The organism is Streptomyces sp. NPDC047022, from assembly GCF_040644155.1.
In the GTDB taxonomy this organism is placed as follows: domain Bacteria; phylum Actinomycetota; class Actinomycetes; order Streptomycetales; family Streptomycetaceae; genus Streptomyces.
On sequence record NZ_JBEYVV010000001.1, the window covers coordinates 1 to 23108 of the forward strand.

At 71.4% G+C, this 23108-nt stretch carries 24 protein-coding genes; 7 read left to right on the forward strand and 17 right to left on the reverse strand.

What is annotated here, in order from left to right:
• Nucleotides 1-91 precede the first annotated feature (91 nt).
• The 5 genes from ABZ845_RS00005 to ABZ845_RS00025 form a co-directional block, all read right to left on the reverse strand.
• Nucleotides 92-802 (reverse strand): VIT family protein, encoded by a 711-nt coding sequence (locus ABZ845_RS00005; RefSeq protein WP_360970953.1) that lies wholly within the window; start codon nucleotides 800-802, stop codon nucleotides 92-94.
• A 25-nt stretch (nucleotides 803-827) separates the two neighbouring features.
• Nucleotides 828-2075 carry an amidohydrolase family protein gene (locus tag ABZ845_RS00010; protein WP_360970956.1) on the reverse strand — a complete coding sequence of 416 codons (1248 nt, stop codon included), beginning with the start codon at nucleotides 2073-2075 and terminating at the stop codon, nucleotides 828-830.
• Nucleotides 2072-3355, reverse strand: coding sequence for an amidohydrolase family protein (locus tag ABZ845_RS00015; RefSeq protein WP_360970959.1), 1284 nt, complete (start codon nucleotides 3353-3355; stop codon nucleotides 2072-2074). The genes ABZ845_RS00010 and ABZ845_RS00015 overlap by 4 nt, the downstream gene beginning before the upstream one ends.
• 85 nt (nucleotides 3356-3440) lie before the next feature.
• Nucleotides 3441-4325 (reverse strand): SDR family NAD(P)-dependent oxidoreductase, encoded by an 885-nt coding sequence (locus ABZ845_RS00020; RefSeq protein ID WP_360970962.1) that lies wholly within the window; start codon nucleotides 4323-4325, stop codon nucleotides 3441-3443.
• Nucleotides 4325-5122 (reverse strand): acetoacetate decarboxylase family protein, encoded by a 798-nt coding sequence (locus ABZ845_RS00025; RefSeq protein WP_360970964.1) that lies wholly within the window; start codon nucleotides 5120-5122, stop codon nucleotides 4325-4327. Before ABZ845_RS00025 ends, ABZ845_RS00020 begins: the two co-directional genes overlap by 1 nt.
• 149 nt (nucleotides 5123-5271) lie before the next feature.
• Between ABZ845_RS00025 and ABZ845_RS00030 the strand changes: the two genes are divergently transcribed.
• Nucleotides 5272-5913, forward strand: coding sequence for a TetR family transcriptional regulator (locus tag ABZ845_RS00030; RefSeq protein WP_360970967.1), 642 nt, complete (start codon nucleotides 5272-5274; stop codon nucleotides 5911-5913).
• 95 nt (nucleotides 5914-6008) lie between these two features.
• A complete protein-coding gene (locus ABZ845_RS00035; protein ID WP_360970970.1) occupies nucleotides 6009-7016 on the forward strand; it encodes a DEDDh family exonuclease in 1008 nt (335 codons plus the stop codon).
• A 70-nt stretch (nucleotides 7017-7086) separates the two neighbouring features.
• On the opposite strand, the gene ABZ845_RS00040 is transcribed toward ABZ845_RS00035, so the two are convergent.
• Nucleotides 7087-7335, reverse strand: coding sequence for a hypothetical protein (locus tag ABZ845_RS00040; protein ID WP_360970973.1), 249 nt, complete (start codon nucleotides 7333-7335; stop codon nucleotides 7087-7089).
• Nucleotides 7336-8546: 1211 nt separating this feature from the next.
• Between ABZ845_RS00040 and ABZ845_RS00045 the strand changes: the two genes are divergently transcribed.
• Both ABZ845_RS00045 and ABZ845_RS00050 read left to right on the forward strand, forming a co-directional pair.
• Nucleotides 8547-9374: an SURF1 family protein gene (locus ABZ845_RS00045; RefSeq protein WP_360970976.1), complete on the forward strand. Its 828-nt coding sequence runs from the start codon at nucleotides 8547-8549 to the stop codon at nucleotides 9372-9374.
• Nucleotides 9375-9488: 114 nt separating this feature from the next.
• Complete coding sequence (locus ABZ845_RS00050) at nucleotides 9489-11273, forward strand: glycoside hydrolase family 15 protein (RefSeq protein ID WP_360970979.1); 1785 nt, start codon at nucleotides 9489-9491, stop codon at nucleotides 11271-11273.
• Between the two features lie 20 nt (nucleotides 11274-11293).
• Here the strand turns inward: ABZ845_RS00050 and amaP are convergent, their stop codons facing one another.
• From amaP to ABZ845_RS00090, 8 genes are all read right to left on the reverse strand, one after another.
• Nucleotides 11294-11872, reverse strand: coding sequence for an alkaline shock response membrane anchor protein AmaP (gene amaP, locus ABZ845_RS00055; RefSeq protein WP_360970982.1), 579 nt, complete (start codon nucleotides 11870-11872; stop codon nucleotides 11294-11296).
• Nucleotides 11873-11878: 6 nt separating this feature from the next.
• On the reverse strand, nucleotides 11879-12544 hold the full coding sequence (locus ABZ845_RS00060) for a DUF6286 domain-containing protein (RefSeq protein WP_360970985.1): 666 nt from the start codon (nucleotides 12542-12544) through the stop codon (nucleotides 11879-11881).
• Entirely contained in the window at nucleotides 12541-12921 is a 381-nt protein-coding gene (locus tag ABZ845_RS00065; protein WP_360970988.1) for a hypothetical protein, read from the reverse strand. The genes ABZ845_RS00060 and ABZ845_RS00065 overlap by 4 nt, the downstream gene beginning before the upstream one ends.
• A 3-nt stretch (nucleotides 12922-12924) precedes the next feature.
• Nucleotides 12925-13110: a hypothetical protein gene (locus ABZ845_RS00070; RefSeq protein ID WP_360970991.1), complete on the reverse strand. Its 186-nt coding sequence runs from the start codon at nucleotides 13108-13110 to the stop codon at nucleotides 12925-12927.
• A 53-nt stretch (nucleotides 13111-13163) separates the two neighbouring features.
• A complete protein-coding gene (locus ABZ845_RS00075) occupies nucleotides 13164-13643 on the reverse strand; it encodes an Asp23/Gls24 family envelope stress response protein (RefSeq protein WP_360970994.1) in 480 nt (159 codons plus the stop codon).
• 166 nt (nucleotides 13644-13809) lie between these two features.
• Nucleotides 13810-14601, reverse strand: a complete 792-nt coding sequence (locus ABZ845_RS00080; protein ID WP_360972370.1) for an enoyl-CoA hydratase/isomerase family protein — start codon at nucleotides 14599-14601, stop codon at nucleotides 13810-13812.
• A 133-nt stretch (nucleotides 14602-14734) separates the two neighbouring features.
• Nucleotides 14735-14956, reverse strand: a complete 222-nt coding sequence (locus ABZ845_RS00085; RefSeq protein ID WP_043439149.1) for a helix-turn-helix domain-containing protein — start codon at nucleotides 14954-14956, stop codon at nucleotides 14735-14737.
• A gap of 373 nt (nucleotides 14957-15329) precedes the next feature.
• A complete protein-coding gene (locus ABZ845_RS00090; protein ID WP_360970997.1) occupies nucleotides 15330-16928 on the reverse strand; it encodes an ABC-F family ATP-binding cassette domain-containing protein in 1599 nt (532 codons plus the stop codon).
• 350 nt (nucleotides 16929-17278) lie between these two features.
• Between ABZ845_RS00090 and ABZ845_RS00095 the strand changes: the two genes are divergently transcribed.
• A complete protein-coding gene (locus tag ABZ845_RS00095) occupies nucleotides 17279-17689 on the forward strand; it encodes a VOC family protein (protein ID WP_360972372.1) in 411 nt (136 codons plus the stop codon).
• A gap of 7 nt (nucleotides 17690-17696) precedes the next feature.
• Here ABZ845_RS00095 and ABZ845_RS00100 read toward each other — a convergent pair whose 3' ends face one another.
• From ABZ845_RS00100 to ABZ845_RS00110, 3 genes are all read right to left on the reverse strand, one after another.
• Nucleotides 17697-19106: a hypothetical protein gene (locus tag ABZ845_RS00100; RefSeq protein ID WP_360971000.1), complete on the reverse strand. Its 1410-nt coding sequence runs from the start codon at nucleotides 19104-19106 to the stop codon at nucleotides 17697-17699.
• A gap of 186 nt (nucleotides 19107-19292) precedes the next feature.
• Nucleotides 19293-20426, reverse strand: a complete 1134-nt coding sequence (locus tag ABZ845_RS00105; RefSeq protein ID WP_360971003.1) for an alpha/beta fold hydrolase — start codon at nucleotides 20424-20426, stop codon at nucleotides 19293-19295.
• Nucleotides 20427-20492: 66 nt separating this feature from the next.
• Nucleotides 20493-21224: a class II aldolase/adducin family protein gene (locus ABZ845_RS00110; RefSeq protein ID WP_360971006.1), complete on the reverse strand. Its 732-nt coding sequence runs from the start codon at nucleotides 21222-21224 to the stop codon at nucleotides 20493-20495.
• 393 nt (nucleotides 21225-21617) lie between these two features.
• Between ABZ845_RS00110 and ABZ845_RS00115 the strand changes: the two genes are divergently transcribed.
• Together ABZ845_RS00115 and ABZ845_RS00120 are read left to right on the forward strand one after the other, a co-directional pair.
• A complete protein-coding gene (locus tag ABZ845_RS00115) occupies nucleotides 21618-22838 on the forward strand; it encodes an inorganic phosphate transporter (protein ID WP_360971009.1) in 1221 nt (406 codons plus the stop codon).
• A gap of 22 nt (nucleotides 22839-22860) precedes the next feature.
• Complete coding sequence (locus tag ABZ845_RS00120) at nucleotides 22861-23076, forward strand: hypothetical protein (RefSeq protein WP_360971012.1); 216 nt, start codon at nucleotides 22861-22863, stop codon at nucleotides 23074-23076.
• The last annotated feature ends 32 nt before the right edge of the window (nucleotides 23077-23108 follow it).

A 23108-nucleotide genomic window follows, 5' to 3' on the forward strand; every position in this document is an offset into this window, starting at 1 on the left:
AAAGTGCGGTCACGAGGGTGTTCAGTTCTGTCGTCACAAACGGATCTTGAACACCCTCTCTTCATGCCCGCAGGCATTTGGACAGACTCGTCTAGACCCCGGCGGCACCCAGCAGGCTGCCCGCCGCATAGGTGACGCCCATGGCCAGCGCGCCGCCCGCCACGTTGCGCAGCACCGCCCGTCTCGGGTCGGCGGCGCCGAGCCTGGCGCTGCTCCACCCCGTGAGGACGAGCGCGGCCAGTACGGACGCCACGGTGACGAGGAGGCGTACGGAGGCCGGCGGCAGGACGATCGCGAGGAGCGGCAGCAGGGCGCCGATGGTGAAGGCCAGGAAGCTGGCCCACGCCGCATGCCACGGATTGGTCAGCTCGTCGGGGTCGATACCGAGCTCCACGCGCGCGTGCGCGCGCAGCGCGTCCCTCTCCGTCAGCTGGACCGCCGCCTCGCGGGCCACCTGCCGGGACAGCCCGCGCTCCTCCAGCAGTTCGGTGAGCTCCTCCAGTTCGGCGTCCGGCTGCTCGCGCAGCTCGCGCTTCTCCATGGCCAGCGCGGCAAGTTCCGAGTCGCGCTGGGTGGAGACGGACACGTACTCCCCCGCCGCCATCGACATGGACCCGGCGAGCAGTCCCGCGAGGCCGGCCGTCAGCAGTGCCGCGCGGGCGCCCGTGGCCCCGGCCACGCCGACGACCAGCCCCGCCGTGGACACGATGCCGTCGTTGGCGCCCAGCACCGCGGCCCGCAGCCAGTTCAGCCGCGAGCCGAGCGCGCCGCCGTGCGTCTCGTCGTGGGGTGGTTCGGTCACGGGACCGAGGATGGCACCCCGCACGTCACCAGACCCGTACCGACCCTCCACGCGCGAACACCGGGCTCGTCGCGTCGGGCGGAGGCTGGGGCAGGGGTTCGGCGATCTCCGCGACCGTGGGGCCCGCCTTCGCCGCGATGGGATCGAGGGCGGTCAGGTCGAAGCCGTACACGCGCGCCGCGTTGCCGCCGACCATCGCCGCGACCTCCTCGCGCGGCACACCCGCGAACGCGAACCTGAGGCCCTCCCTGGTGTACGGGTAGGTGCCCTCGTCGTGCGGGTAGTCACTCCCCCACATGATCTTGTCGAGACCGATGCGGTCCCGCAGCGGTACTTCGTGCGGGCGCATGAAGCTCGCCCCGACGAAGCAGTTCGAGCGCCACACCCGCGACGGGGCCTCGCCCATCGCGTCCGCGAGCCCCACGCCGAACTTCGACTCGGCCGTCTGCGCCGTGGACGCCTGGGCCGCGGCGACCATCCGGCCGTGGTAGTAGTCCAGCATGGCGAGCACACCGGGTATCCAGCCCGAACCCTGCTCGGTCAGCACCAGTTTCAGCGCGGGATGGCGCCGGAAGGCCCCGCCGAAGACCAGATGCCACAGCGCGCGGTGCGAGAACCATGTCGTCTCCACCATGAACACGGCCCGCGCGGCGGGTTCGTCGCCCAGGGGCGGCGAGGCCGATCCGGAGTGGTGATTGACCGGGACGCCCTGCTCCTCGCAGACCGCCCAGATCGGGTCGTACGAAGCCGAATGCAGCTCGGGAAGGCCCGAGCCCGGCGGTGTCCCGGGGAGCAGAAGTCCGCCGCGCAGACCGGCCTCCGTGGCCCGCCTGATCTCCTTCACCGCCTCCTCGACGTCGCCCAGCAGGATCTGGAAAACGCCCGCCCGGCGGTCCGGGGCCAGGGAGCAGAAGTCGGCCAGCCAGCGGTTGTGCGCCCGCAGGCCCGCCCACCGGAGCTCGAACTCCTCCCCGGTGGGTGCCGGCGCCATCAGCGCCCCGGACGGGAAGAACGGCGGGATCGTGTTGGGGAAGACGACCTCCGCGACGATGCCGTCCGCCTCCAGCTCGGCAAGGCGCCGCTCGGAGTTCCAGTTCCGGTCGGCGGTGTCGGCGAGCAGGTCCTCGTAGGGATTGACGTACGACGTTGCCCACGCGTCGAACTCTTCGTGGTACCGCTTCTCCAGGTACGGCTTGTAGTCCAGGAGGTCGGCCCCGGCGTGGCAGTCCGCGGAGATCACGGTGTACCGCTCATCGGACCGTTCCTCGCTCACCGGGTCACCCCCAGCACCGGGAAGTCCTCGTCGGTGAGCCAGTGGCGGCCCGCCTCACGGGAGCGGGCCCAGGACGCCTCCACGGCCGCCTGGTCGTCGGGCTGGCCGAGGTCCGCGGGGGTGGGGCCGATGCGCCGGGCGAGCGGGGCCAGCTTCTCGGTGTCGAAGCCGAAGACGTCCGCCGCGGCCAGGCCCAGCATCCGGCGGGTCTCGGCGGCCGGGATGTCGTGGAAGGTGCGGCGCAGCCAGGCGCGGGTGTCGGGCCAGGTTCCCTCGGGGTGCGGGAAGTCGCTGCCCCACAGGATGTTGTCGACGCCGATCTCGTACCGCTGGGCCAGTTCGCGCCGTTTGGTGTTGGTCGCGCAGACGAACATCTGGCGGTCCAGATACTCGTGCGGCGGGCGCTTCAGCTCCTCGAACGGCGAGAGCTTCTTGCCGCCGTGCGCGCCGAGGTAGAGGCGGTCCATGAACCAGAGCAGGTTGGGCAGCCACCAGCAGCCGGACTCCGCCACACCGAACTTCAGCCCGGGATGGCGTTCGAAGACACCCGACCACAGCAGGAACCACAGGGGGCGGGCGGGCCACCAGGTGACCTCGCTGACGTAGATGCCGAGGTGGTCGCCGTACTCGTCGCGCGGCGAGGTCCCCGAGTGGGTGAGGACCGGCATGCCGCACTCGGCCGCCGCCGCCCACACCGGGTCGTAACGACGGTCGTGGTAGGGCTCCTTGTCGGCCCACATGCAGGGGATCATCAGCGCCCCGAGGCCCGACTCCTTGGCGCGGTGGACCTCCGCGACGACGGTGCCGACGGGGGCGGTGATGGGCAGCAGGGCGACCCCGCAGTGCCGTTCGGGGTGTTCGGACACGAAGTCCGCGAGCCAGCGGTTGTGCGCCTGCGCGCCCGCCATGCCGAGCCGGGGGTCCTGGTCGCCGGAGAGGCCGAGGCCCACGCCGAAGGGCGCGGCGGTCCGGCTGTCCACGGCGTCGGCGTCCGGGAAGACCACCTCGGCGGCCACTCCGTCGCCGTCGAGCTCCTTGAGGCGCTGCGCGGGCTCCCAGCCGCCGCGCAGCCCCTCCTCGTTGTCCTTGAACCACTTGTCCGCGAACGCCTCGTTGCGGATGCCGAGCCGGGTCATCTCCTCCCGGCGGCGGTCCCGTCCTGCGAGGAACTCGTCGAACTCCCGGTGGAAGCGGCTCTCCAGATAGGGCCGGTACTCCTCGGTGGGCAGTCCGGCATGACAGTCGGAAGAGATGATCAGATACGGGGTCTGGTCGGTCACCGTGGTCCCCCTCTCGGTCCAATCGGTCCAGTCGAACCGGTCGGTCGAGTCGGTCGAGTCAGTCGAGTCAGTCGAGTCAGTCGAGTCAGTCGAGGATGAAGTTCTCGAGGTACGACGGGTTCGCGCGGTCGAGCATCGACCGCGCCCGCGCCCTGATCTGGGTGTCGCTGTGCTCGCTCGGCGGCAGCAGCCAGAAGCGGTCCGCACGGATGCCCTCCACGACGAGGCCGGCGACCTCCTCGACCGGCGTGAAGCTCACCTCGCGCCCGGCCTCCTTCATCGCCGCCTCCCACTGGTCGATGCTGCGGTACGGGGTGCGGCGGGGCTTCTGCTTGGCGTACCTGGCGGGGCGGTTGCGGTGCGACTCCCACAGTCCCGTCCGCAGCATGTGCGGGCCCGGGAAGAGCACGGAAGCGCCCACGCGCGCGTGCTCCGCCTTCAGATGCGCGTACAGGGACTCGGTCATCGTCACCACGGCCGCCTTGGTCACGGCGTACACGGAGGCGGTGGGCAGGGGTGCGATACCGCCGTCGCCCGAGGAGGTGTTGACGACATGGCCCGGCTCTCCCCTCGCGATCATCCGGGGCAGGAAGGCCTGGACTCCGTGGAAGACGCCCCACACGTTGACCGCGAAGGCCCAAGCCCAGTCGTTCGGGTCGTGCTCCCACATACGGCCTTCGGCGCCCGATCCGACTCCGGCGTTGTTGCAGAGCACATGGACGGCGCCGAAACGCTCGTACACGTCGTCGGCGAGGGCCACCACCGCGGCCCGGTCCCCCACGTCCACCACGCGCGCGTGTACGACGGCTCCCGCCTCGCGCAGCTGGGCCGCCGCCTTCTCCAGCGCCCCCTCCTCCACGTCAGCGAGGACGACGCGCAGACCCTCGGCGGCGAACCGCCGTGCCATCGCGAACCCGATGCCGCTCGCCGCCCCGGTGACCACGGCGACCTGTCCGGCGCTCAGCCTCATCAGGCGCTCCCCTCGGGCGGCCCGTCGAAGACCTGCAACGGGTCGTCGTACCGCTGGTGGACGTAGGGCAGCAGGGCGGCGGCGTCGACCCGTTCGGCCACCGTGCCGCGCTGGTCGGTGGTCTTCTCGCCGAGGCTGATCTCCAGGAGGCGGCGGACCGGGAGGTCGGTGACGGGGTCGTACACCGACTCACGCAGGATCACGTCCCCGGTGATCCGCTCCAGCTTGCGCACCTTCTCCTCACGCACGCAGTGGACGAGGACCGGGTCGGCGTCGAAGCCCGAACCGTCCACGGCGGGGAGGAACTTGAAGTAGAAGTCGGTCTTGCGGCTGGGCGCGGGCAAGGGCAGTTCCCCGCTCACCGCGCCGCGGACCTCCACGAACGCGATGCCGTGCCGGGCGAGCGATGCCCGGATCACGAGGCCGTCGCGCTCGACCGTCACCTCGCCTAGCTTCTTCGGCTCCCCGAAGACCTCGCGGCCACCGGTCAGGGCCCGTTCATGGGTCATCGGCATGACGAGCGGGTACCAGCCCTCGACGCCGCCGTGCGCGGCGGCGACCGCGAACGAGCCCGCGCCGAGGGGATATCCGGGCAGGCTCACCTTGCTGATGTTCACCCGCACCAGGGGGCGGGCGGTGGGTTTGAGCGGGGGCGGCAGCACCGCCGCGACCGCGTCCGGATCGCTCTCCCAGGTGGCCACGACGCCCGTGGACCAGATGTCGGGGAGCTTCGCCTGAGCGGCGCGCGTGGCGGCGATCTCCGCCTCGGTGCGCGCCCCGTACCGCACTCGTGCCATGTCGTACCCCTTCGTCGTCGTACCGCTTCGACTGATGGGCCGTCGCGTCGGACCCGTCAACCGTGCCTGACGGACCGTCACCTGTAACACAGTTACAGCAGACCCCGTCCGGGGTAAACAGGGCTGCACGGACGAACATTGGGGGGATCATGGCCAGAGCGGCACTCACCCGGGACGAGGTCCTGGACACCGCCGCGAACCTGGTGAAACGGCATGGTCCGGACGCGCTGTCCATGCGCAGGCTGGCCGCGGAGCTGGGCACCGCCGTCACCTCGATCTACTGGCATGTCGGCAACCGCGAGGCCCTGCTCGACGCACTCGTGGAGCGCACCGTCGCCGACCTCGGCGAGATCCACCCCACCGGGGACACGCCCGCGCAGCGCATCGTCTCGGTCGCGGGCGCCCTGCGGCGACGGCTGCTCGGCCGTCCGCATCTGGTCGCGCTGGTCCACGAACGCGGTCTGACGGAACGGATGTTCCTGCCCGCCCAGCAGGCTCTGGTACGGGAGGCGCACGCCGCGGGCCTGCGCGGTGCGGGGGCCGCCGACCTGGTACGGGCCGTACAGGTCCAGGTCGTCGGCCATGTCCTGGTGGAACGGAATCAGGAGCGGGCGCCGGAGCAGCATCCCGGTCAGCAGGAGCTGTGGAGCGGCACCGTGTCCGCGGGTGACGATCCGGCACTGGCCCTCGCGCTGGCCGGTCCTCCGGACAGGGAGCGGCTGTTCGTCCTGTCCGTGCGGGCGCTGGTGCGGTCCCTCCTCGAACCCGCGGCGAACTCGCACCGGTTGTAGCGGGGGTGCGCGCCCCGGCGCGTGGGCGGCGTGAACCGGCCCCGCCGGGCGGGCAGGGGAAAGGCTGTCAGCCAGGGCCCGTATCCTCAATGACCATGTTTGAAGATCCCGCGACCGCAGTGCCCCCGGCCGTCTGGCCGGCCGCGTATCCCGAGGGGTACGCGGTCGTCGACGTGGAGACCACCGGACTGGCCCGCGACGACCGGATCATCTCGGCGGCGGTCTACCGGCTGGACGCGCGCGGCGAGGTCGAGGACCACTGGTACACGGTCGTCAACCCGGAGCGCGACCCGGGCCCCGTATGGATTCACGGCCTGACGAGCGAGGTCCTCGAGGGGGCACCGCTGTTCGACGAAATCGCCGAGGAGTTCTCGGCCCGGCTCGCAGGACGCGTCCTCGTCGCGCACAACGCGGTGTTCGACTGGTCGATGATCGCACGTGAGTACGCGCGCGCCGAGCGCGAGGCGCCGGTCCGTCAGCGGCTGTGCACCATCGCGCTCTCCAAGGAGCTGGGGCTTCCGCTGGCCAACCACAAGCTGGAGACGCTGGCCGCGCACTTCGGGGTCGTGCAGCGGCGGGCGCACCACGCGCTGGACGACGCGCGCGTCCTGGCCGAGGCGTTCCGCCCGAGTCTGCACTCGGCCGCGCGCGACGGCGTACGGCTGCCGCTGCTGGAGTGCCGCCCGCTGACCGAGTGGTCCGCCTCCCCGACGATCGGCCGGCAGTCCTCCGGGGGCCCCGGGCCGAGCAGTTGGCGGCCCTCACGCAAGCGCCCGGCCTGCCCCTACCCCAACCCGGGCCGTTACGAAGAGGGCAAACCGCTCAAGCAGGGCATGCGGGTGGCGTTCTCCGGTGACACGTCCATCGACCGGGAGCTGCTGGAGGACCGGGCCGTCGAGGCGGGACTGCATGTCGCCACGAGCCTGTCACGGCTGACGAGCCTGCTGGTGACCAACGACCCCGACTCGGGCACGTCGAAGACGGTCAAGGCACGGCAGTTCGGAACGCCGGTGATCGACGAGGCGGCCTTCGGACAGCTTCTGCGGGACGTCGAGCCCGCGGGAGCGGTACCGGAGCCGAGGGCCGGCGCGCGTAACCGGTGAGGACACTCACCGACCGACGTTCGCGTGATCGCCAACGGCGAAGTGCCCCTCCCGCGGGAGGGGCACTTCGCTATGCCGGTGATCCGACCTTGTCGACGATACCGACCTTGCCCTCCGCTCGGGCGCAATGCCCGCCGCAGTACCAGTGACCGTCGGCCTCGACACCCTGACCGATGATCTGCACGCGACAGTGCTCACAGATCGGGGCCATATGGTGAATCGCGCAGGCGAACGAATCGAAGACGTAGCGCGCGCCGTCCTGGGTCTCCACAGTGAACGCCAGCGCATAGTCATTGCCGCACACTTCGCAACGTGTCATGCACGGTATCGTCAGGACCGCAGACGGCACGGGCAAGCTGACGGCCCGCTCCCGACCGGAGGTTCTACCTGGTCGGCGTAGCGTCCGGCGATGCCAACACTCCTTCGCGGAGGCCAGGTTCCTCTGCCTGCCGACTCAAGCGGCCCGGCCCTGCATATTATTGGAATTACCGAAGCGGAATCCGGCGTCTGACTCGCGCCCGCAGACAGCCGAACTCCCAAGATTTCGGCTTTCGATGGCTTTCGCTTTCCGTCCTGCACTCGGCCGACCGGGCATAGCGAGCGATTCCTCGCCCGCGATCGGAATTACGCCGATTTTCTTACGTTCCCGCCGTTATGAGGATATTCGGCGCGTCTGTCAACTTTCATGCTGAGATCACCGAACTCTGAGGGCAATCTACGTCCTTGGAATCACCACGACTCGCTGCGAGTAGGTCACAGCTCGAAGTAGAAAGCAGGTCACTCATGCGCCTTGGCACCCGATTCGGTCCGTTCTCCCGGCACAGAAACGTGCTGGCCGCGGGTCTTCTGGCCCTGCCGACGCTGGTCGCCTTCGGCGTTATCCCCTCCGCGGCCGACACTGCCCCTGCTCATCAGCAGGCGTCCCGGCTCCTGGCACCGGCTGGGGGGCGCAAGTCGTGCGACGACCGCCGTGATGACGATCGCAGGTCCTCGAGGGGCGGCAAGGACAGGGACCGCAAGGAGAAGTGCAGGGGCGCCACAGGGCCAACAGGTCCTACGGGGCCCACAGGCCCTATGGGCGACACCGGAGCGACGGGGCCCACAGGACCGACGGGACCGACCGGCCCCACGGGTGCGACCGGTGTCACGGGACCTGGTGGGCTGGCCGGCTACCAACAGGTCTCCAAATCCGCCTCATGCACGGGCGACGACATCTGCACCCTCACAGCGACCTGTCCAGCCGGGACGGTGGTCACCGGGGGAGGCATCTCCCCCGACGCATTCGTCAGTAGCGGGGTGTACGTCATGCAGACTGCACCGACCAGCAACACCACGTGGGAGGCCACCATGCGCAACTCCAGCGGGACGACGATCAACGTGACTGTCTGGGCCGTCTGCGCAAATTCCAGCTGACGTGTCAGCCCCGTCGACGCGACACCGTACGTGAGCCGGTCCTAGTCCAAGCCGGTGTACCCGTCCGAGCCGGTACCCGCCTCAGAGCACCCCACGACCGAGATGTACCGTCGTGGGGTGTACCGCTTCCTGCTGACCCGCCAGTGGGTGATCCTCACCCTCGTGGCCCTCCTGCTCATCCCGACGATGATCGGGCTGGGTCTCTGGCAGCTGCACCGCCACGACCACCGGCAGGCGCTGAACAAGGTGATGAACGACTCGCTGGCGGCGCGGCCCGTGCCCGCCGAGTCGCTCACCTCCGTCGGCGGAACGGTCGAGCACAAGGACATCTACCGCCGCGTGACCGCGAAGGGCCGCTTCGACACGGCGCACGAGCTGGTGGTGCGCCGTCGTACGAACGCGGACGACGAGATCGGCTACCACGTCCTGACCCCCTTCTTGCTGGACGACGGCAGGACGCTCCTGGTCGACCGGGGCTGGATCGGCTCCCCCGACTCCCAGACCGCCTTCCCGAAGATCCCGGCGCCCGCGAGCGGCGAGACCACGGTCACCGGCCGGCTGATGCAGGACCAGACGACGGCCGCGAGCGGAATCAAGAACGTCAAGGGACTGCCGGACCGCCAGATCATGCTGATCAACAGCCGGCAGGTCGGCGCCCTGCTGCGCGGCACCGGAGACGCCTCCGCCAAGGACGTGCTCGGCGGCTACATCGAACTGACCGCGCCCGCCCCCAAGGGCGGCAGCCCCGAGCTGATCCCGTCGCCCAAGGAGGACACCAGCTGGATCGGCCTCGGCGACATCAACCTGCCGTACGCCGTCCAGTGGTGGGTGTTCGCCGCGGGCGTCCCCTTCGGCTGGCTGGTCCTGGTCCGCCGCGAGGCCCGGGAGCGGGCGCGGAGGGCTGCGGAGGACCCGAGCAGGGAGCCGGAGCCCGCCGCGGTCTGACCGCCTGCCCGGCCCCTCACCTCCAGCGCGCGCGGTCCCTCCCGCGGGCGGCTCTGTCACCCCTCCGGCCCCGCCCCTGATTGCTGCGTGGGTGCACCGGGAACCCGGAACTCCGTGGACCCGCGCATCGAGGACTACGCGCTCATCGGCGACGAGCAGACCGCCGCCCTGGTCGGCCGGAACGGCTCGGTCGACTGGCTGTGCCTGCCCCGCTTCGACTCGCCCGCCTGCTTCGCCAGGCTGCTGGGCGACGACAGACACGGCCACTGGAGGATGGCGCCCAAGGGCGCCCGTCTGTGCACCCGCCGCGCCTACCGGCCCGAGACTCTGATCCTCGACACGGAGTGGGACACCCGGGACGGCTCGGTGCGTGTCACCGACTTCATGCCCCAGCGCGACCGCGCCCCCGACCTCGTACGCGTCATCGAGGGCCTCGAAGGCAGCGTCACCATGCGGGGCGAACTGCGGCTGCGCTTCGACTACGGCTCGATCGTGCCGTGGATGCGCCGCCACGACGGTCAGCGCGTGGCCGTCGCGGGCCCCGACTCGGTGTGGCTGCGCAGCGAGCCCGAGGTGCACACCTGGGGTGCCAACTTCACCACCCACTCCGAGTTCACCGTCGGCAAGGGCGAGAGGGTCGCCTTCGTCCTGACCTGGCATCCCTCGCACCGGCCCCGCCCGCCGTTCATCGACCCGTTCCAGGCCCTGGACTGCAGCGTCGAGGACTGGCAGGGGTGGGCGGCGCAGTGCCGCTACAACGGCCCCCACCGGGACGCGGTGGTCCGTTCCCTGATCACCCTCAAGGCCCTCACCTACCAGCCCACGGGCGGCATCGTGGCCGCCCCCACCACCTCCCTGCCGGAGTCCCTGGGCGGTGTGCGCAACTGGGACTACCGCTACAGCTGGCTGCGCGACTCGACCCTGACGCTGCAGGCGCTGCTGTACGCGGGCTACCACGAGGAGGCCGAGGCCTGGCGCGACTGGCTGCTCAGAGCGGTCGCCGGCGATCCGGCGGACCTGCAGATCATGTACGGCATCTCGGGTGAGCGGCGGCTGCCCGAGTTCGAGCTGTCCTGGCTGCCCGGCTTCCAGGGCTCGGCACCGGTTCGGATCGGCAACGAGGCGGTGAAGCAGCTCCAGTTGGACGTGTACGGCGAGGTCATCGACTCGCTCACACTGGCGCAGCGGTCGGGCCTGCCCGTCAGGCCGCACATGTGGCAGGTGCAGTGCGCGCTGATGGACTTCCTGCGCACCGCGTGGCGGCAGCCCGACGCGGGGCTGTGGGAGGTGCGCGGCGAGTGCCGCCACTTCGTGTACTCCAAGGTGATGGCGTGGGTGGCCGCCGACCGGGCCGTGCGCGCGCTTCAGGCGCATCCCGACCTGTCGGGCGATCTGGAGGGGTGGCGGGCGATGCGCGACGAGGTGCACCGGGAGGTGTGCGAGCGCGGCTTCGACCCGGAGCGCAACACGTTCACCCAGTACTACGGGTCGCGCGCGCTCGACGCCTCGCTGCTGCTGATCCCCCGCGTCGGCTTCCTGCCGCCGGACGACCCGCGCGTGGCGGGCACGGTCGACGCGGTCTGCGCGGAGCTGGAGCAGGACGGCTTCGTGCGCCGCTACAGCACGGAGGGCTCGGAGGTGGACCCGCTTCCCGGCGGCGAGGGAACCTTCATCGTCTGCTCGTTCTGGCTCGCGCAGGCCCTGCATCTCATCGGTCGCACCGACGATGCCGAGCGGCTGTTCGAGCGGCTCGTGGGACTCACCAACGACGTCGGTCTGCTCGCGGAGGAGTACGACCCGGAGGCACGCCGCCAGCTCGGGAACTTCCCGCAGGCATTCAGCCATCTGGGCCTGGTGGGCACCGCGCTGACCCTGTACGGGGACGCTCCGGCGGAATAGGGCCGGCTCCCCGGCGGCCGTCAGGTGACCCGCTCGGCCCGGTGCCTGACACCCCGCAGCCGTACCTCGGCGGGCAGTCTCGCGAGGCCGGCGGACTCGCGGGCGCGCGCGAGCGACTCGTCGGTCAGCCTGCGCAGCGCGTCGGCGGGGTCCACATGCGCGGCCACCCCGACCCGGATGCGGGCCGCCGGTGTGCTGCGGCGCCCCGTCAGCAGCACCTCCGCCCATGCGACGCCGTCCGGCTGCCCCGCTTCCTGGGCCAGTACGTCCTCGAGGGCCCGTCCGCGCAGGAGGGCGCCCTCGCCGTCGCCGGTGTCCACGAGCACTTCCGCGAGGCGACGCCTGCGCAGCACCGATATGAGCCACCACAGGGCGAGCAGGGCGAGTACGGCGAGCGCCCCGACAACCGTGGGCCACCACCAGGTCCGCTCCCGCCACCGGGTGCGCTCGGCGTCGCTGAGCAGGACGTCGTGCGGGCCCTGGTGGATCCACCATGAGGGGGGCTTCACTCCGAGGCCGACGGCGAGCACACAGCCGCCGAGGGCGATCAGGACCAGGCCGGTGAGCCCGATCAGCACACGGTTGGCGGTCCGCGGCACCGCTCCTCACCCCTTCCGTCCGGGCCGCCGCACATGCACCGAGAGCGCGGGCGGCCGGGCGAGCCCGAGGCCGCGGATGGCGTCCGCGAGCGTCACGTCCAGGTCGGCGCGTACGTCGTCGAGTTCCCTGAAGTGCGACACCGCCCGCACGTCCGCCTTCCTGCGGCGCAGGCGGACGCGTACGGACCGCACTCCGGAGACCTCCATCGCCCGGTCCCTGAGCACCAGGGCGGCGGCGTCCCGGTGGAGTCCGGCGCGTATGTCGGGGTGCTCCGCGCGCATGGTGAGCACGCCGCGCAGTCCGGGTGTCGTGGCGAGCACCAGCAGCCAGAGGCCCACGGCGGTGACCGTGGCGGCTCCGGCCAGTACCCAGGTGCCGTCGAGGGGTTGCTCGGCGAGCAGACGGGCGAGGTCCCGGCGCCATGGCTGGGCGGTCCGGTGGGCCCGTACCGCCACGATGTCGTACAGGAAGAGCCCCGCGACGATCAGCAAGAGCAGCGCGAGGACGCCCGCGGGGACGCGTCGCGCCGACCAGAAGCGTCCGCCGCGGCCGTGCGCGCCGTCCACCGGTTCGTACGCCGCAGCGGACGCGGACTGGCCGAATCCGCCGTCCGTGGGCTGCTCGTCGGCGGGGAGCTTCTGGGTGGTGCCGTGGGTCTGGGACTCGCTCATTGCGTCCTCCCGTGCGCCGGTGCCGGATGAAGCCGCTCCACCTGGACGGCGACCTCGTGCACCTCCGTCCCCGCCAGTGCGCTTACCCGCTCGGTGACACGGCGACGCACGGCGGCGCACTGCCCGCCGATGTCGGAGGGGTAGCCGAGTTCGACGCCGAGGCGCACGCGCGCGCCGGTGCCGCGGACGACGACCGTGGCGTACGGGGGCAGGGCGCCCGGCGCGAGGGGCATGAGCGCCTCGCGCGCCGCCTGCGCGGCGATCCTCGCGATGACCAGGTCGGCGATCCGGGTGGCCCCGCGGTCACCGGCCGCCACCTCGTCCGTGGGCTGCCGCGTCGCGCCACTCGGCTCCCGTTCCGTGGCAGGGCCGGGCATGGGTCAACGCCGCCGGTCGTCGCGGGGGCGGAAGAAGTCGCGGGCGTCCAGATCCCCCTCCAGGAAGCGGCCGACGACGAACCCGACGGCTCCGAGGGCCGCCACGAGCAGGAACGCGCCGAAGCCGCCGAAGTATCCGGCGAAGCCCAGCGCCATTCCGGCGATCATGCCGATCACGGCCATGCTCATGCTGCGCTCCTCAGCTCGCGGTCCCGGGATACCAGGCTCCCGCGGTCCTCCGCCTACTGGACCCTCGTCTCCGGCTCCTCGTCCTCTTCGTCCGGCAGCTTGACATCGGTCACCGCGATATTGACCTCCACGACCTCGAGTCCTGTCATGCGTTCCACCGCCGCGATGACGTTCTCGCGCACCGCGCGGGCCAGTTCGGCGATGGACACCCCGTACTCGACCACGATCTCCAGGTCGAGCGCGGTCTGTACCTCGCCGACCTCGGCCTTCACCCCGCGTGCGGCCCGCGAGCCGCCGGGCACCCGGTCGCGCATCGCGCCGAAGGTGCGGCTGAGGCCGCTGCCGAGGTCGTGCACGCCGGGCACATCGCGCGCCGCGAGTCCGGCGATCTTCTCCACCACGCCGTCGGCGATGGTCGTCCGGCCCCGTGTGGCCGGGTCCCCGCCGCCGCGCCGGGTGGGCGCCCGCATCTGAGGGGTCTCCACGCCCTCGGAGGTCACCTCCGGCCGGTTCCGCCCCGTCATCTCGGTCATCACCGCACGCCCCTTCCGGTCGTCTCCCCTCACCCACGGTAAGGGCGTCGGCACGGCCGCGCGCCGCGGATGCGGCAGGCCGGAGCAATTGCTGCGGGGCGCTGACATGGCTCTGCCGCGCCGTCACATCCCCACGGACATGGCGGCGCGGCAGAGGGAAGAGATGTCAGTCGCCGGTACCGGCCAGGTCCCGCAGGCGGCGGGCCTGTGCGGCGCGCTCGGCGGCGCGCTGGTCCTCGTACGACCGCCCGTGGGCCCCCCGCAGCAGGGCCTTCGTCTCGATCACCGCGTCCCGGGGGGCGGCGAGCAGCGCGGACGCAAGGTCCCGCACGGTGTCGTCGAGCTGCTCACGCGGCACGGAGATGTTCGCGAGACCCGTGCTCACGGCCTCCTCGGCCGTGACGAAGCGGCCCGTCGCGCAGATCTCCAGCGCGCGGGCGTAGCCGACCAGGCTGACCAGCGGATGCGTGCCGGTGAGGTCCGGAACCAGACCGAGGCTGGTCTCGCGCATGGCGAACTGCACGTCGTCCGCGACGACGCGCAGGTCACAGGCGAGGGCGAGCTGGAAGCCCGCACCGATCGCATGCCCCTGGACAGCGGCGATGGACACGATGTCATTGCGCCGCCACCAGGTGAAACCTTCCTGGTACTCGGCGATGGTCGCGTCCAGCTTCGCGTCGCTGCTGCGCGCGAGGTCGATGAAGTTCGGTTCGCCCTCGATTCCCTCGGGCGTGAACATCTGCCGGTTGAGCCCGGCCGAGAACGACTTGCCCTCCGCGCGCAGCACGACCACGCGCACGGAACCGGGCAGTTTGCTCCCGGCCTCCGCCAACGCTCGCCACATCGCCGGGCTCTGGGCGTTGAGCTTGCCCGGGTTGTCCAGCGTCACCGTGGCGATTGCCTCGTCGACAGTGAGCCGTACACCGTCCTTGTCGAGTACCGGGTCGAGCGATGCCATGAGGGCGCCTCCGATGGGTGCGGTCAGAAGAGGATGCCGCATGACGACATCCACAAGTGACTGCACAGTAACCACCCGGCCGGTCGCCCGACCGACCGGGTGGCCACCACCGAAGCCGATGGGCCGCCCGGCGTCAGGCCGACGGGGCCTTCTTGCCCCGCGTCGCCCCGCCACGCCCACGTAGCGTGACACCCGACTCGCTGAGCATCCGGTGAACGAAGCCATACGAGCGGCCGGTCTCCTCGGCCAGCGCCCGGATGCTCGCACCGGAGTCGTACTTCTTCTTCAGGTCTGCCGCGAGCTTGTCGCGCGCGGCGCCGGTCACCCGGCTGCCCTTCTTCAGAGTCTCGGCCACCCGTGCCTCCTCATGGGAAGTGCGCTCTGGTCTCCTCATGATCACCCCTCGAGGGCGCGATGGCCACCCATTCGGCAAGGTCCATGCGACAAGGTTGTGACGACGGGAGCGCGCATCCACGAACGGAATCCCGCCTTCCGCCTCTTCGCGTCCACGCGTCCGAACGGGTTGATCCGGAAAGCACCAGGTCAGCGCGGCACAACGGCCGAGCCCTTGGGATGGAAGGTATCGGCCGTGAATTCCGTGTAGGACACACCTCGGTACGAGGGGATCTCACACAGATGATGGATCACGGATCGGCCGAATGATCCATACTCAGTGGATCAGCCGTTCGGTCAAGCGGGGCTGACACCGCTGCCGGAGCAGCGGATCCTCAGGCCAGGGTGACCAGGTCCGCGTAGTCCGCGCCCCACAGGTCCTCGACGCCGTCGGGCAGCAGGATGATGCGCTCCGGCTGGAGCGCCTCCACCGCGCCCTCGTCGTGGGTGACCAGGACGACCGCACCGGTGTAGGTGCGCAGCGCGCCGAGGATCTCCTCGCGGCTGGCCGGGTCGAGGTTGTTGGTCGGCTCGTCCAGCAGCAGCACGTTCGCCGACGACACCACGAGGGTGGCGAGGGCGAGACGGGTCTTCTCACCGCCGGAGAGGACACCGGCCGGCTTGTCCGCGTCGTCACCGGAGAACAGGAACGAGCCGAGCACCTTGCGGACCTCGACCAGGTCCATGTCGGGCGCCGCGGAGCGCATGTTCTCCAGGACCGTGCGGTCCGGGTCCAGGGTCTCGTGCTCCTGCGCGTAGTAGCCGAGCTTGAGGCCGTGGCCGGGGACGACGGCGCCGGTGTCGGGCTGCTCGGCGCCCGCGAGCAGCCGCAGCAGGGTGGTCTTGCCCGCGCCGTTGAGGCCGAGGATGACGACCCTCGAGCCCTTGTCGATGGCCAGGTCGACGTCGGTGAAGATCTCCAGGGAGCCGTACGACTTCGACAGGCCCTCGGCCATCAGCGGGGTCTTGCCGCAGGGCGCGGGCTGCGGGAAGCGGAGCTTGGCGACCTTGTCGGACTGGCGCACCGCCTCCAGGCCGGACAGCAGCTGGTCGGCGCGGCGGGCCATGTTCTGCGCCGCGACCGTCTTGGTGGCCTTGGCGCGCATCTTGTCCGCCTGGGCGTTGAGCGCGGCGGCCTTCTTCTCGGCGTTGGCGCGCTCCCGCTTGCGGCGCTTCTCGTCGGCCTCGCGCTGCTGCTGGTAGAGCTTCCAGCCCATGTTGTAGATGTCGATCGCGGAACGGTTGGCGTCCAGGTAGAACACCTTGTTCACGACCGTGTCGACCAGGTCGACGTCGTGCGAGATGACGATGAAGCCGCCGCGGTAGGTCTTGAGGTAGTCGCGCAGCCAGACGATCGAGTCGGCGTCGAGGTGGTTCGTCGGCTCGTCGAGCAGCAGGGTGTCCGCGTCGGAGAAGAGGATGCGGGCCAGCTCGATACGACGGCGCTGACCGCCGGAGAGGGTGTGCAGGGGCTGGCCGAGCACACGGTCGGGCAGGTTGAGCGCGGCGGCGATGGTGGCGGCCTCGGCCTCCGCGGCGTATCCGCCCTTGGTGAGGAACTCCGTCTCCTGGCGCTCGTACTGCTTCAGGGCCTTCTCGCGGGTGGCGCCCGTGCCATTGGCGATGCGCTGCTCGTTCTCGCGCATCTTGCGGATCAGGACGTCCAGGCCGCGGGCGGACAGGACGCGGTCGCGGGCCAGCACGTCCAGGTCGCCGGTGCGCGGGTCCTGCGGAAGGTAGCCGACCTCGCCGGAGCGGGTGACGGTGCCCGCGGCGGGGATGCCCTCGCCCGCGAGGACCTTGGTCAGGGTGGTCTTGCCGGCCCCGTTGCGGCCGACCAGACCGATGCGGTCGCCCTTGGCGACGCGGAACGAGGCGTTCTCGATGAGGATGCGGGCACCGGCGCGCAGCTCGATACCGGAAGCGGAGATCACGGACAGGCTCCAGGGCTGGGGCGGGATGGGCGGCTGAGGACGTTCCCGCCGTCTAATGCGCGAGGAGAATGGCCATGGGGACCAGTCTAACGGGGGCGTGCAAGCGGATTTCCTGGGTGCGGACGCCGTCCACTGTGATCCTCGTTGCCCCGGCGGCCGGGGCACTTTAGGCGCGGGCACGGTGGATCGCGCGCGATACGGCCGCGGCATCCCCCTTTCGTGCTGTGTCCGGCGTTTTCGCGTGGTCTCCGGCGCCGCGGCCGTGGAGCGTTGTCGGTGGCCGGTGCCAGACTGGTCGGCGGGTCATCGTTGCGGACGGAACGCCGGAGGGAGTGATCGGGGTGGCGGGCATGGGCATGGACGGCAGGCGGCCGAGCATCTACCCGACGCTGCTGTACGTGGACGCGAAGGCGGCGATCAGACAGCTGACGGACGCCTTCGGTTTCACCGAGCTGTCGGTGTACGAGGGGGAGGACGGCTCGGTGCTGCACGCCGAGCTGGTACAGGGCAACGGAGCGGTGATGCTGGGCTCCAAGGGCCGAGGCGGCGTCTTCGACGAGGCGATGAAGAACGCGGGCCCCTGCGGGGTGTACATCGTCGTGGACGACGTCGACGCACACCACCAGCGGGCCGTGGAACACGGCGCGGACATCCTGATGCCCCCGACCGACCAGGAGCACGGCTCCCGGGACTACATGGCCCGGGACGCCGAGGGCAACGTCTGGAGCTTCGGGACCTACGCCCCCGAGATAGCGCTCTGACCGCAGCTCAGCTGCCGCCGGTGTGGACCTGGAAGGCGGCGCGGCGCACGGCCCGGGCGAGCGCCGGGTCCGGGTGGGCGGCGGCGAGCGCGACCAGGACCTGCACGGTGCGGGGGTGCCCGACCGCGCGCACCTCGTCGAGGAGCTGGGGCACCGTGGGCTGCACGGCGGACTCCAGGTGGCGTACGAGGAGCGGGGCCTCCCCGTGGTCGGCGACGGCGGCTGCCGTGTCGACCCACAGCCAGGTGGCCTCCTCCCGGGTCAGCACCTCGTAGGCGTCCTCGGGGTCGGTTCCGTCGTACTCGGCGAGCCACAACAGGGCGTAGGGACGCAGCGGGGTCTCGGCCGCGACGGCGCGCACCTCGGGCTCGGCGGGGGCCCCGACCACACGCAGCGCCTCGAAGGCCAGACCGCGCAGGAGGGCGTCCTCGCCACGGGCGGCGTCCAGGAGCTGTGTGACGGCGCTGCCCACCGTGCGGGCAGCGAGCCAGGCGCGGTACTCGGCGCGGGCCGCGTTCGGGCGCAGCTGCGCGCAGCCGCGGAGCATCGCCTCCGCGTTCTGCTCGATGTTCCCTGCGGGGCTCTGTGCCGCGACGCAGATCTGCTCCAGCTTGACCCAGACCGCCCAGCTGCCGAGCGGGGTGAGGGTGGCCTGGCCATCGGCGCAGGTGAGGGCGCCGACATAGGCGAGCGCTTCTAGGGCCCAGTCGAGCAGCGGGGCGAGGTCGGTGTGCTCGGCGGCGCCGTGCAGCGGCGCCTCGGCGGGTGCGGGGCCGGGGCCGTAGGGGACCTCGCAGCGCTCGGTGCGCAGCTCGGTGACGCGCTGCGCGAGAAGGTCGAGGAGCTGCTCGACGGGGACGGGGCCCGCGGACAGCTGGAGGAAGGAGAGCACCTGGGGCATGCCCGAGACGGCCTCGGCGACGGCGGCGTGCTCGCGGTCGGCGGGCTCGGGGTAGGCGAGCGACCAGGCGTCGAAGAGGGCGACCCAGCCGCGCAGCACGGCGGAGTCGTCACGGTGCCAGGCGCGCAGCCGCCAGCCGGGGCGGGCGCTGTCTCCGTGCACCTCGACGAGGCCGGCGAGGCGGGCGGTGTCCCAGTCGGCGCTGACCTGAGCGGCGGTCAGGCCGAGGTCGGCCGCGGCGCGTTCGGCGGTGGCGTGGGAGAGGGTGCCCTTGTCGTCCGGGGCCGCGCCGTCACGGCCCGGCCGGAGCGAGGCGCCCGCCCAGTGGGCGACACGGGCCGCGCCCGCCAGCCGGGCGCGGGCCATCACGGCCAGCTCCGCGGGCGGGGGTGTGCCCTCGGGCGGCCGGGGCGCCGGGCGGCGCGTACGGTGCTGGGTCACCGCTTGGGAAGTGGCGGCCAGGGGCCGCGGGCGGACGAGTCGGAGCCTGGAGTCGCGCGGGGTACGGGACGTCACAGGTGCAGTCTTCCGGTTGACGGTCCGAAAACCCAAACGGAATGCCAGGGCGGGCCCCGGGGCGGCCGACGGAGCAGGCGGGCGCGCTCGGCCAGGAGGTGGCAGCGAGTGCGTGGAGAGGGCTTGCCCGAGGGCATAAGCGGAAGAGACGGCACCGGGGAACGGGGCCGACGACTGAGACGCCCGTCACATCAGCGGGGTCAAGAAGCGCCGCATGGCCTCTTCGTAGGCACCGGGGTCCACGTTCCACATCGCGCCGTGCGATGCGTGCGGCACGGTCTGAAGGCTGACCAGGTCCCTGCGGCTCTCGGCGAGACGGCGCGAGGGGCCCCAGGGGGCGATCGTGTCGTCGGGGCCGTGGAAGACCAGGACCGGCATCCGGAGCCGGGCCGGGTCGACGGCGGCGGAGGCGTGGGCGTGGTCTCCGTGCAGACCGGTACGGCCCTGGGCGGCACGCACGGCCAGCGGCAGCAGCGGGCCGGGGGTGCGGCGGGCCGCGGCGAGGGCCCGCAGGGTGGCCTGCCAGTCGAGCACGGGCGAGTCCAGGACGAGCCCGCAGATCCGCTCGCGAAGCGCCGACCGCGTGGCCGCGTACAGCGCCATGGCGGCACCGGTGGACCAGCCGTGCAGGACGACGCGCCTCGCGCCGTACCGCACGGCGTAGCGGATCGCGGCGTCCACGTCGCGCCACTCGCTCTCGCCGAGGTGGTTCAGGCCGTCCGGGGGCCTGGGTGCCCCGAGGTCGCCCCGGTAGGCGAGGTCGAGGACCGGGAAGCGGTGGCGGCTGAGGAACCCCATGACGTTCATGGGGTGTTCCCGGGTGGCGCCGAGCCCGTGCACCGTGATCACCCAGGTGTCGCGGACCCCTGGCACGAACCAGGCGGGCAGGGTGCCGAGTTCGCCGGGCACGTCGACGTCGGCGTGTTCGAGGCCGAGGGCCGAGGTCGGGTTGCCGATGTGCAGGGTGGGGGTGAACCAGGCCTTGTCGCCGGGTTCGAGTGTGCCGTGCGTCACCCGTTCCAGGCGGCGTACGACGGTGTCGGCGGAATGGGGGGCGGTGTCGAGGACCGGACCGACGACGGCGTGCGAGTCGTCCCCGGACAGGCCGTAGGTGCCGGGGCGGCCGGACGCCAGGTCGCGGGTGAGCGCGATCCGGCCCGCGGCCAGGGAGTGCACGGTGAGGCGGGGCTCCGTGGGCAGCGGACGCCCTGGGGCGGCCTTGAGCGCGGCGTCGCTGGCGAAGCGTCCCGCGACGACGCCCGCCGCGCCCGCCGCGATGGCTACGGTGACGGCTGCGGCCGCCGCTTTGACAGTGCGCACCCGTCCAGTCTCCCGGCGCGGCCCTCCCCCGGCCAGTGGGCGGGCTCCGCCGGTGTCACACAGGGGTCAGCGGGCCCCCTGGCCGTAGCCCCGCAGCCTTTCCCCGGCCTCCGCGAGCTGCTCGGGGGTGAGCAGCGCGGGTGACAGTCCGGGGACCGACGCCGCGGTGAGCCACACCCGGCACATCCACTCCAGCTGTGCCGTGCGGTCGTATGCCTGGGCGAGCGAGGTGCCGTAGGCGATCGTCCCGTGGTTCTGGAGGAGGCACGCGCTGCGGCCGTCCAGCGCCCGGAGCATGTGGTCGGCCAACTCCGGGGTGCCGTAGGTCGCGTAGGGGGCGACCCGGACCGCCCCGCCGAGCGCTCCGGCCATGTAGTGGATCAGCGGGAGTTCCCGTACGAGGGTGGAGACGGCCGTCGCGTGCACGGCGTGGGTGTGGACGACGGCGCGCGCCCCGGTGGTGCGGTAGACCGCGAGGTGCATCGGCAGCTCGCTCGTGGGCCGCAGCGAGCCGAGCACCTGCCGGCCTTCGAGGTCGACGCCCACCGTGTCCTCGGGGGTCAGCCGTTCGTAGGGCACTCCCGTGGGCGTGACCAGGACGGTGTCCCCGACCCGTACGGAGACGTTGCCGGACGTGCCGACGACCAGTCCCTCGGCGACGGTCCGGCGGGCCGTGGCGACCAGTTCGCCCCACGCCCGCCGCACCTCGTCCACCGGCGGACCGGGCGTGTCCCGCCACGCCTCCGCCGCCTCCGTCGTGTCTTCTGCGTCCCGTGCGTCGCGTCGCTGCTCAGCCATGCCGCGATCCTCTCAGGGGACTGCCTCGGCGGTGGCCCGGCGCGATGGGGGTCGTAAGACGCGCATTCATAAACGGACATATCGGTGCAATTGGCCGTCAAGGCCCTGCGCTCGCAAGGGGGTTGCCTCGCGCCGCGACAGAGTGACCAACGTCTCTTCGACGGCCTTCGGGGGCGTCCGAAGGGGCGCATCGCGAGGCGGCCACAGATCGGGCAAAGGGCTCCGGAGCCCGAAATTCCGCCCTAGTTCGACAATCCGACCGCCACCTCCGCACATCTGACGGAGCGTCGGCCATCCAGCTAGTACACCCTCAAGCCTGTCCCAGTTCACCTTCCGTTCACTCAGGTTGCCTACGGTCCACAGGCCAATGACCTCCCAGAGAAGCTTGGGTAAATGGAACACATCACGCTCCTCCTTGGAATCGTGATCGTCACCGCTCTCGTGTTTGATTTCACGAACGGTTTCCACGACACAGCCAACGCGATGGCCACGACCATCTCGACCGGCGCCCTGAGGCCCAAGATCGCAGTGGCGATGTCCGCCACGCTGAACCTCGTGGGCGCGTTCCTCTCCGTGGAGGTCGCCAAGACGATCTCCGGCGGCATCATCAACGAAAAGGGCATACGGGTCGAGGTGATCTTCGCGGCCCTGGTCGGCGCCATCCTCTGGAACCTGCTGACCTGGCTCCTGGGTCTGCCCTCCAGTTCCTCCCACGCACTCTTCGGCGGTCTCATCGGCGCAGCGGTCTCCTCGGCCGGCTGGTCCGCGGTGAACGGCTCGACGATCGTCATGAAGGTCCTGATACCCGCGGTCGCCGCACCGGTCGTGGCCGGATTCGCCTCGCTGATCGCCACGCGCCTGTCGTACGTCATCGGCAACCGCGCCGACGACAAGGCCACCGCCAAGGGCTACCGCTTCGGATCGATCGCCTCGGCCGGCCTGGTCTCCCTGGCCCACGGCACCAACGACGCGCAGAAGACGATGGGCGTCATCACCCTGGCGCTCGTCACCGGCGGTGTCATCGCCCCCGGCTCGAACCCTCCCACCTGGGTCATCGTCTCGGCCGGTCTGGCCATCGCGCTCGGCACCTACCTGGGCGGCTGGCGCATCATCCGCACCCTCGGCAAGGGCCTCACAGATCTGGCGCCGCAGCAGGGCTTCGCCGCCCAGACCAGCGCGGCGACCGCGATCCTCGCCTCCTCGCACATCGGCTTCTCCCTCTCCACCACCCAGGTCTGCTCGGGTGCCGTCCTGGGCTCGGGCCTCGGCCGCAAGGGCGGCGTCGTCCGCTGGTCCACCGCGACCCGGATGCTCGTCGCCTGGTGCCTGACGCTCCCGGCCGCGGGACTGGTCGGCGCGGGCGCCGAACTTCTCACCAAGCAGGGCACCTGGGGCACGGTGACCACCGGTGTGCTGCTTGTCGCGGGCGCCGGGGTCATCTGGACGCTGTCCCGTCGCAAGCCGGTCACCGTGAACAACGTCAACGACGTCGACGGCATCGAGACGGAGCCCGCGGGCGTCGTCACCAACGCCATCGCCGCGGTGATCCCGCCTCCGGCGGGCCTGGTCGAGACGACCACGGCCGAGACGGTACCCACAGCCAAGACGGCTTGAGACGGCTAAGGAAACACCACTCATGAAGATCGACTGGGCAGCTCTCGGCTCCGTCCTCGGCGTCAGCCTCGGGGTGACCGTGGCTCTGGTGGCCCTGTTCACCCTGGGCGTCGTGGGCCTCACCAAGAAGGACTCGGCCGAGGGCGGCGCGGCCGCCCTCGCGGCCACCGGCGCCTACGCGTGCTTCGCGGCGTGCGCGGCGGCGGTCGGATACGGGATCTTCCTGATCGTGGCCTGAATCGCCACGGCTCGAAACCGTAGGGCACGGAC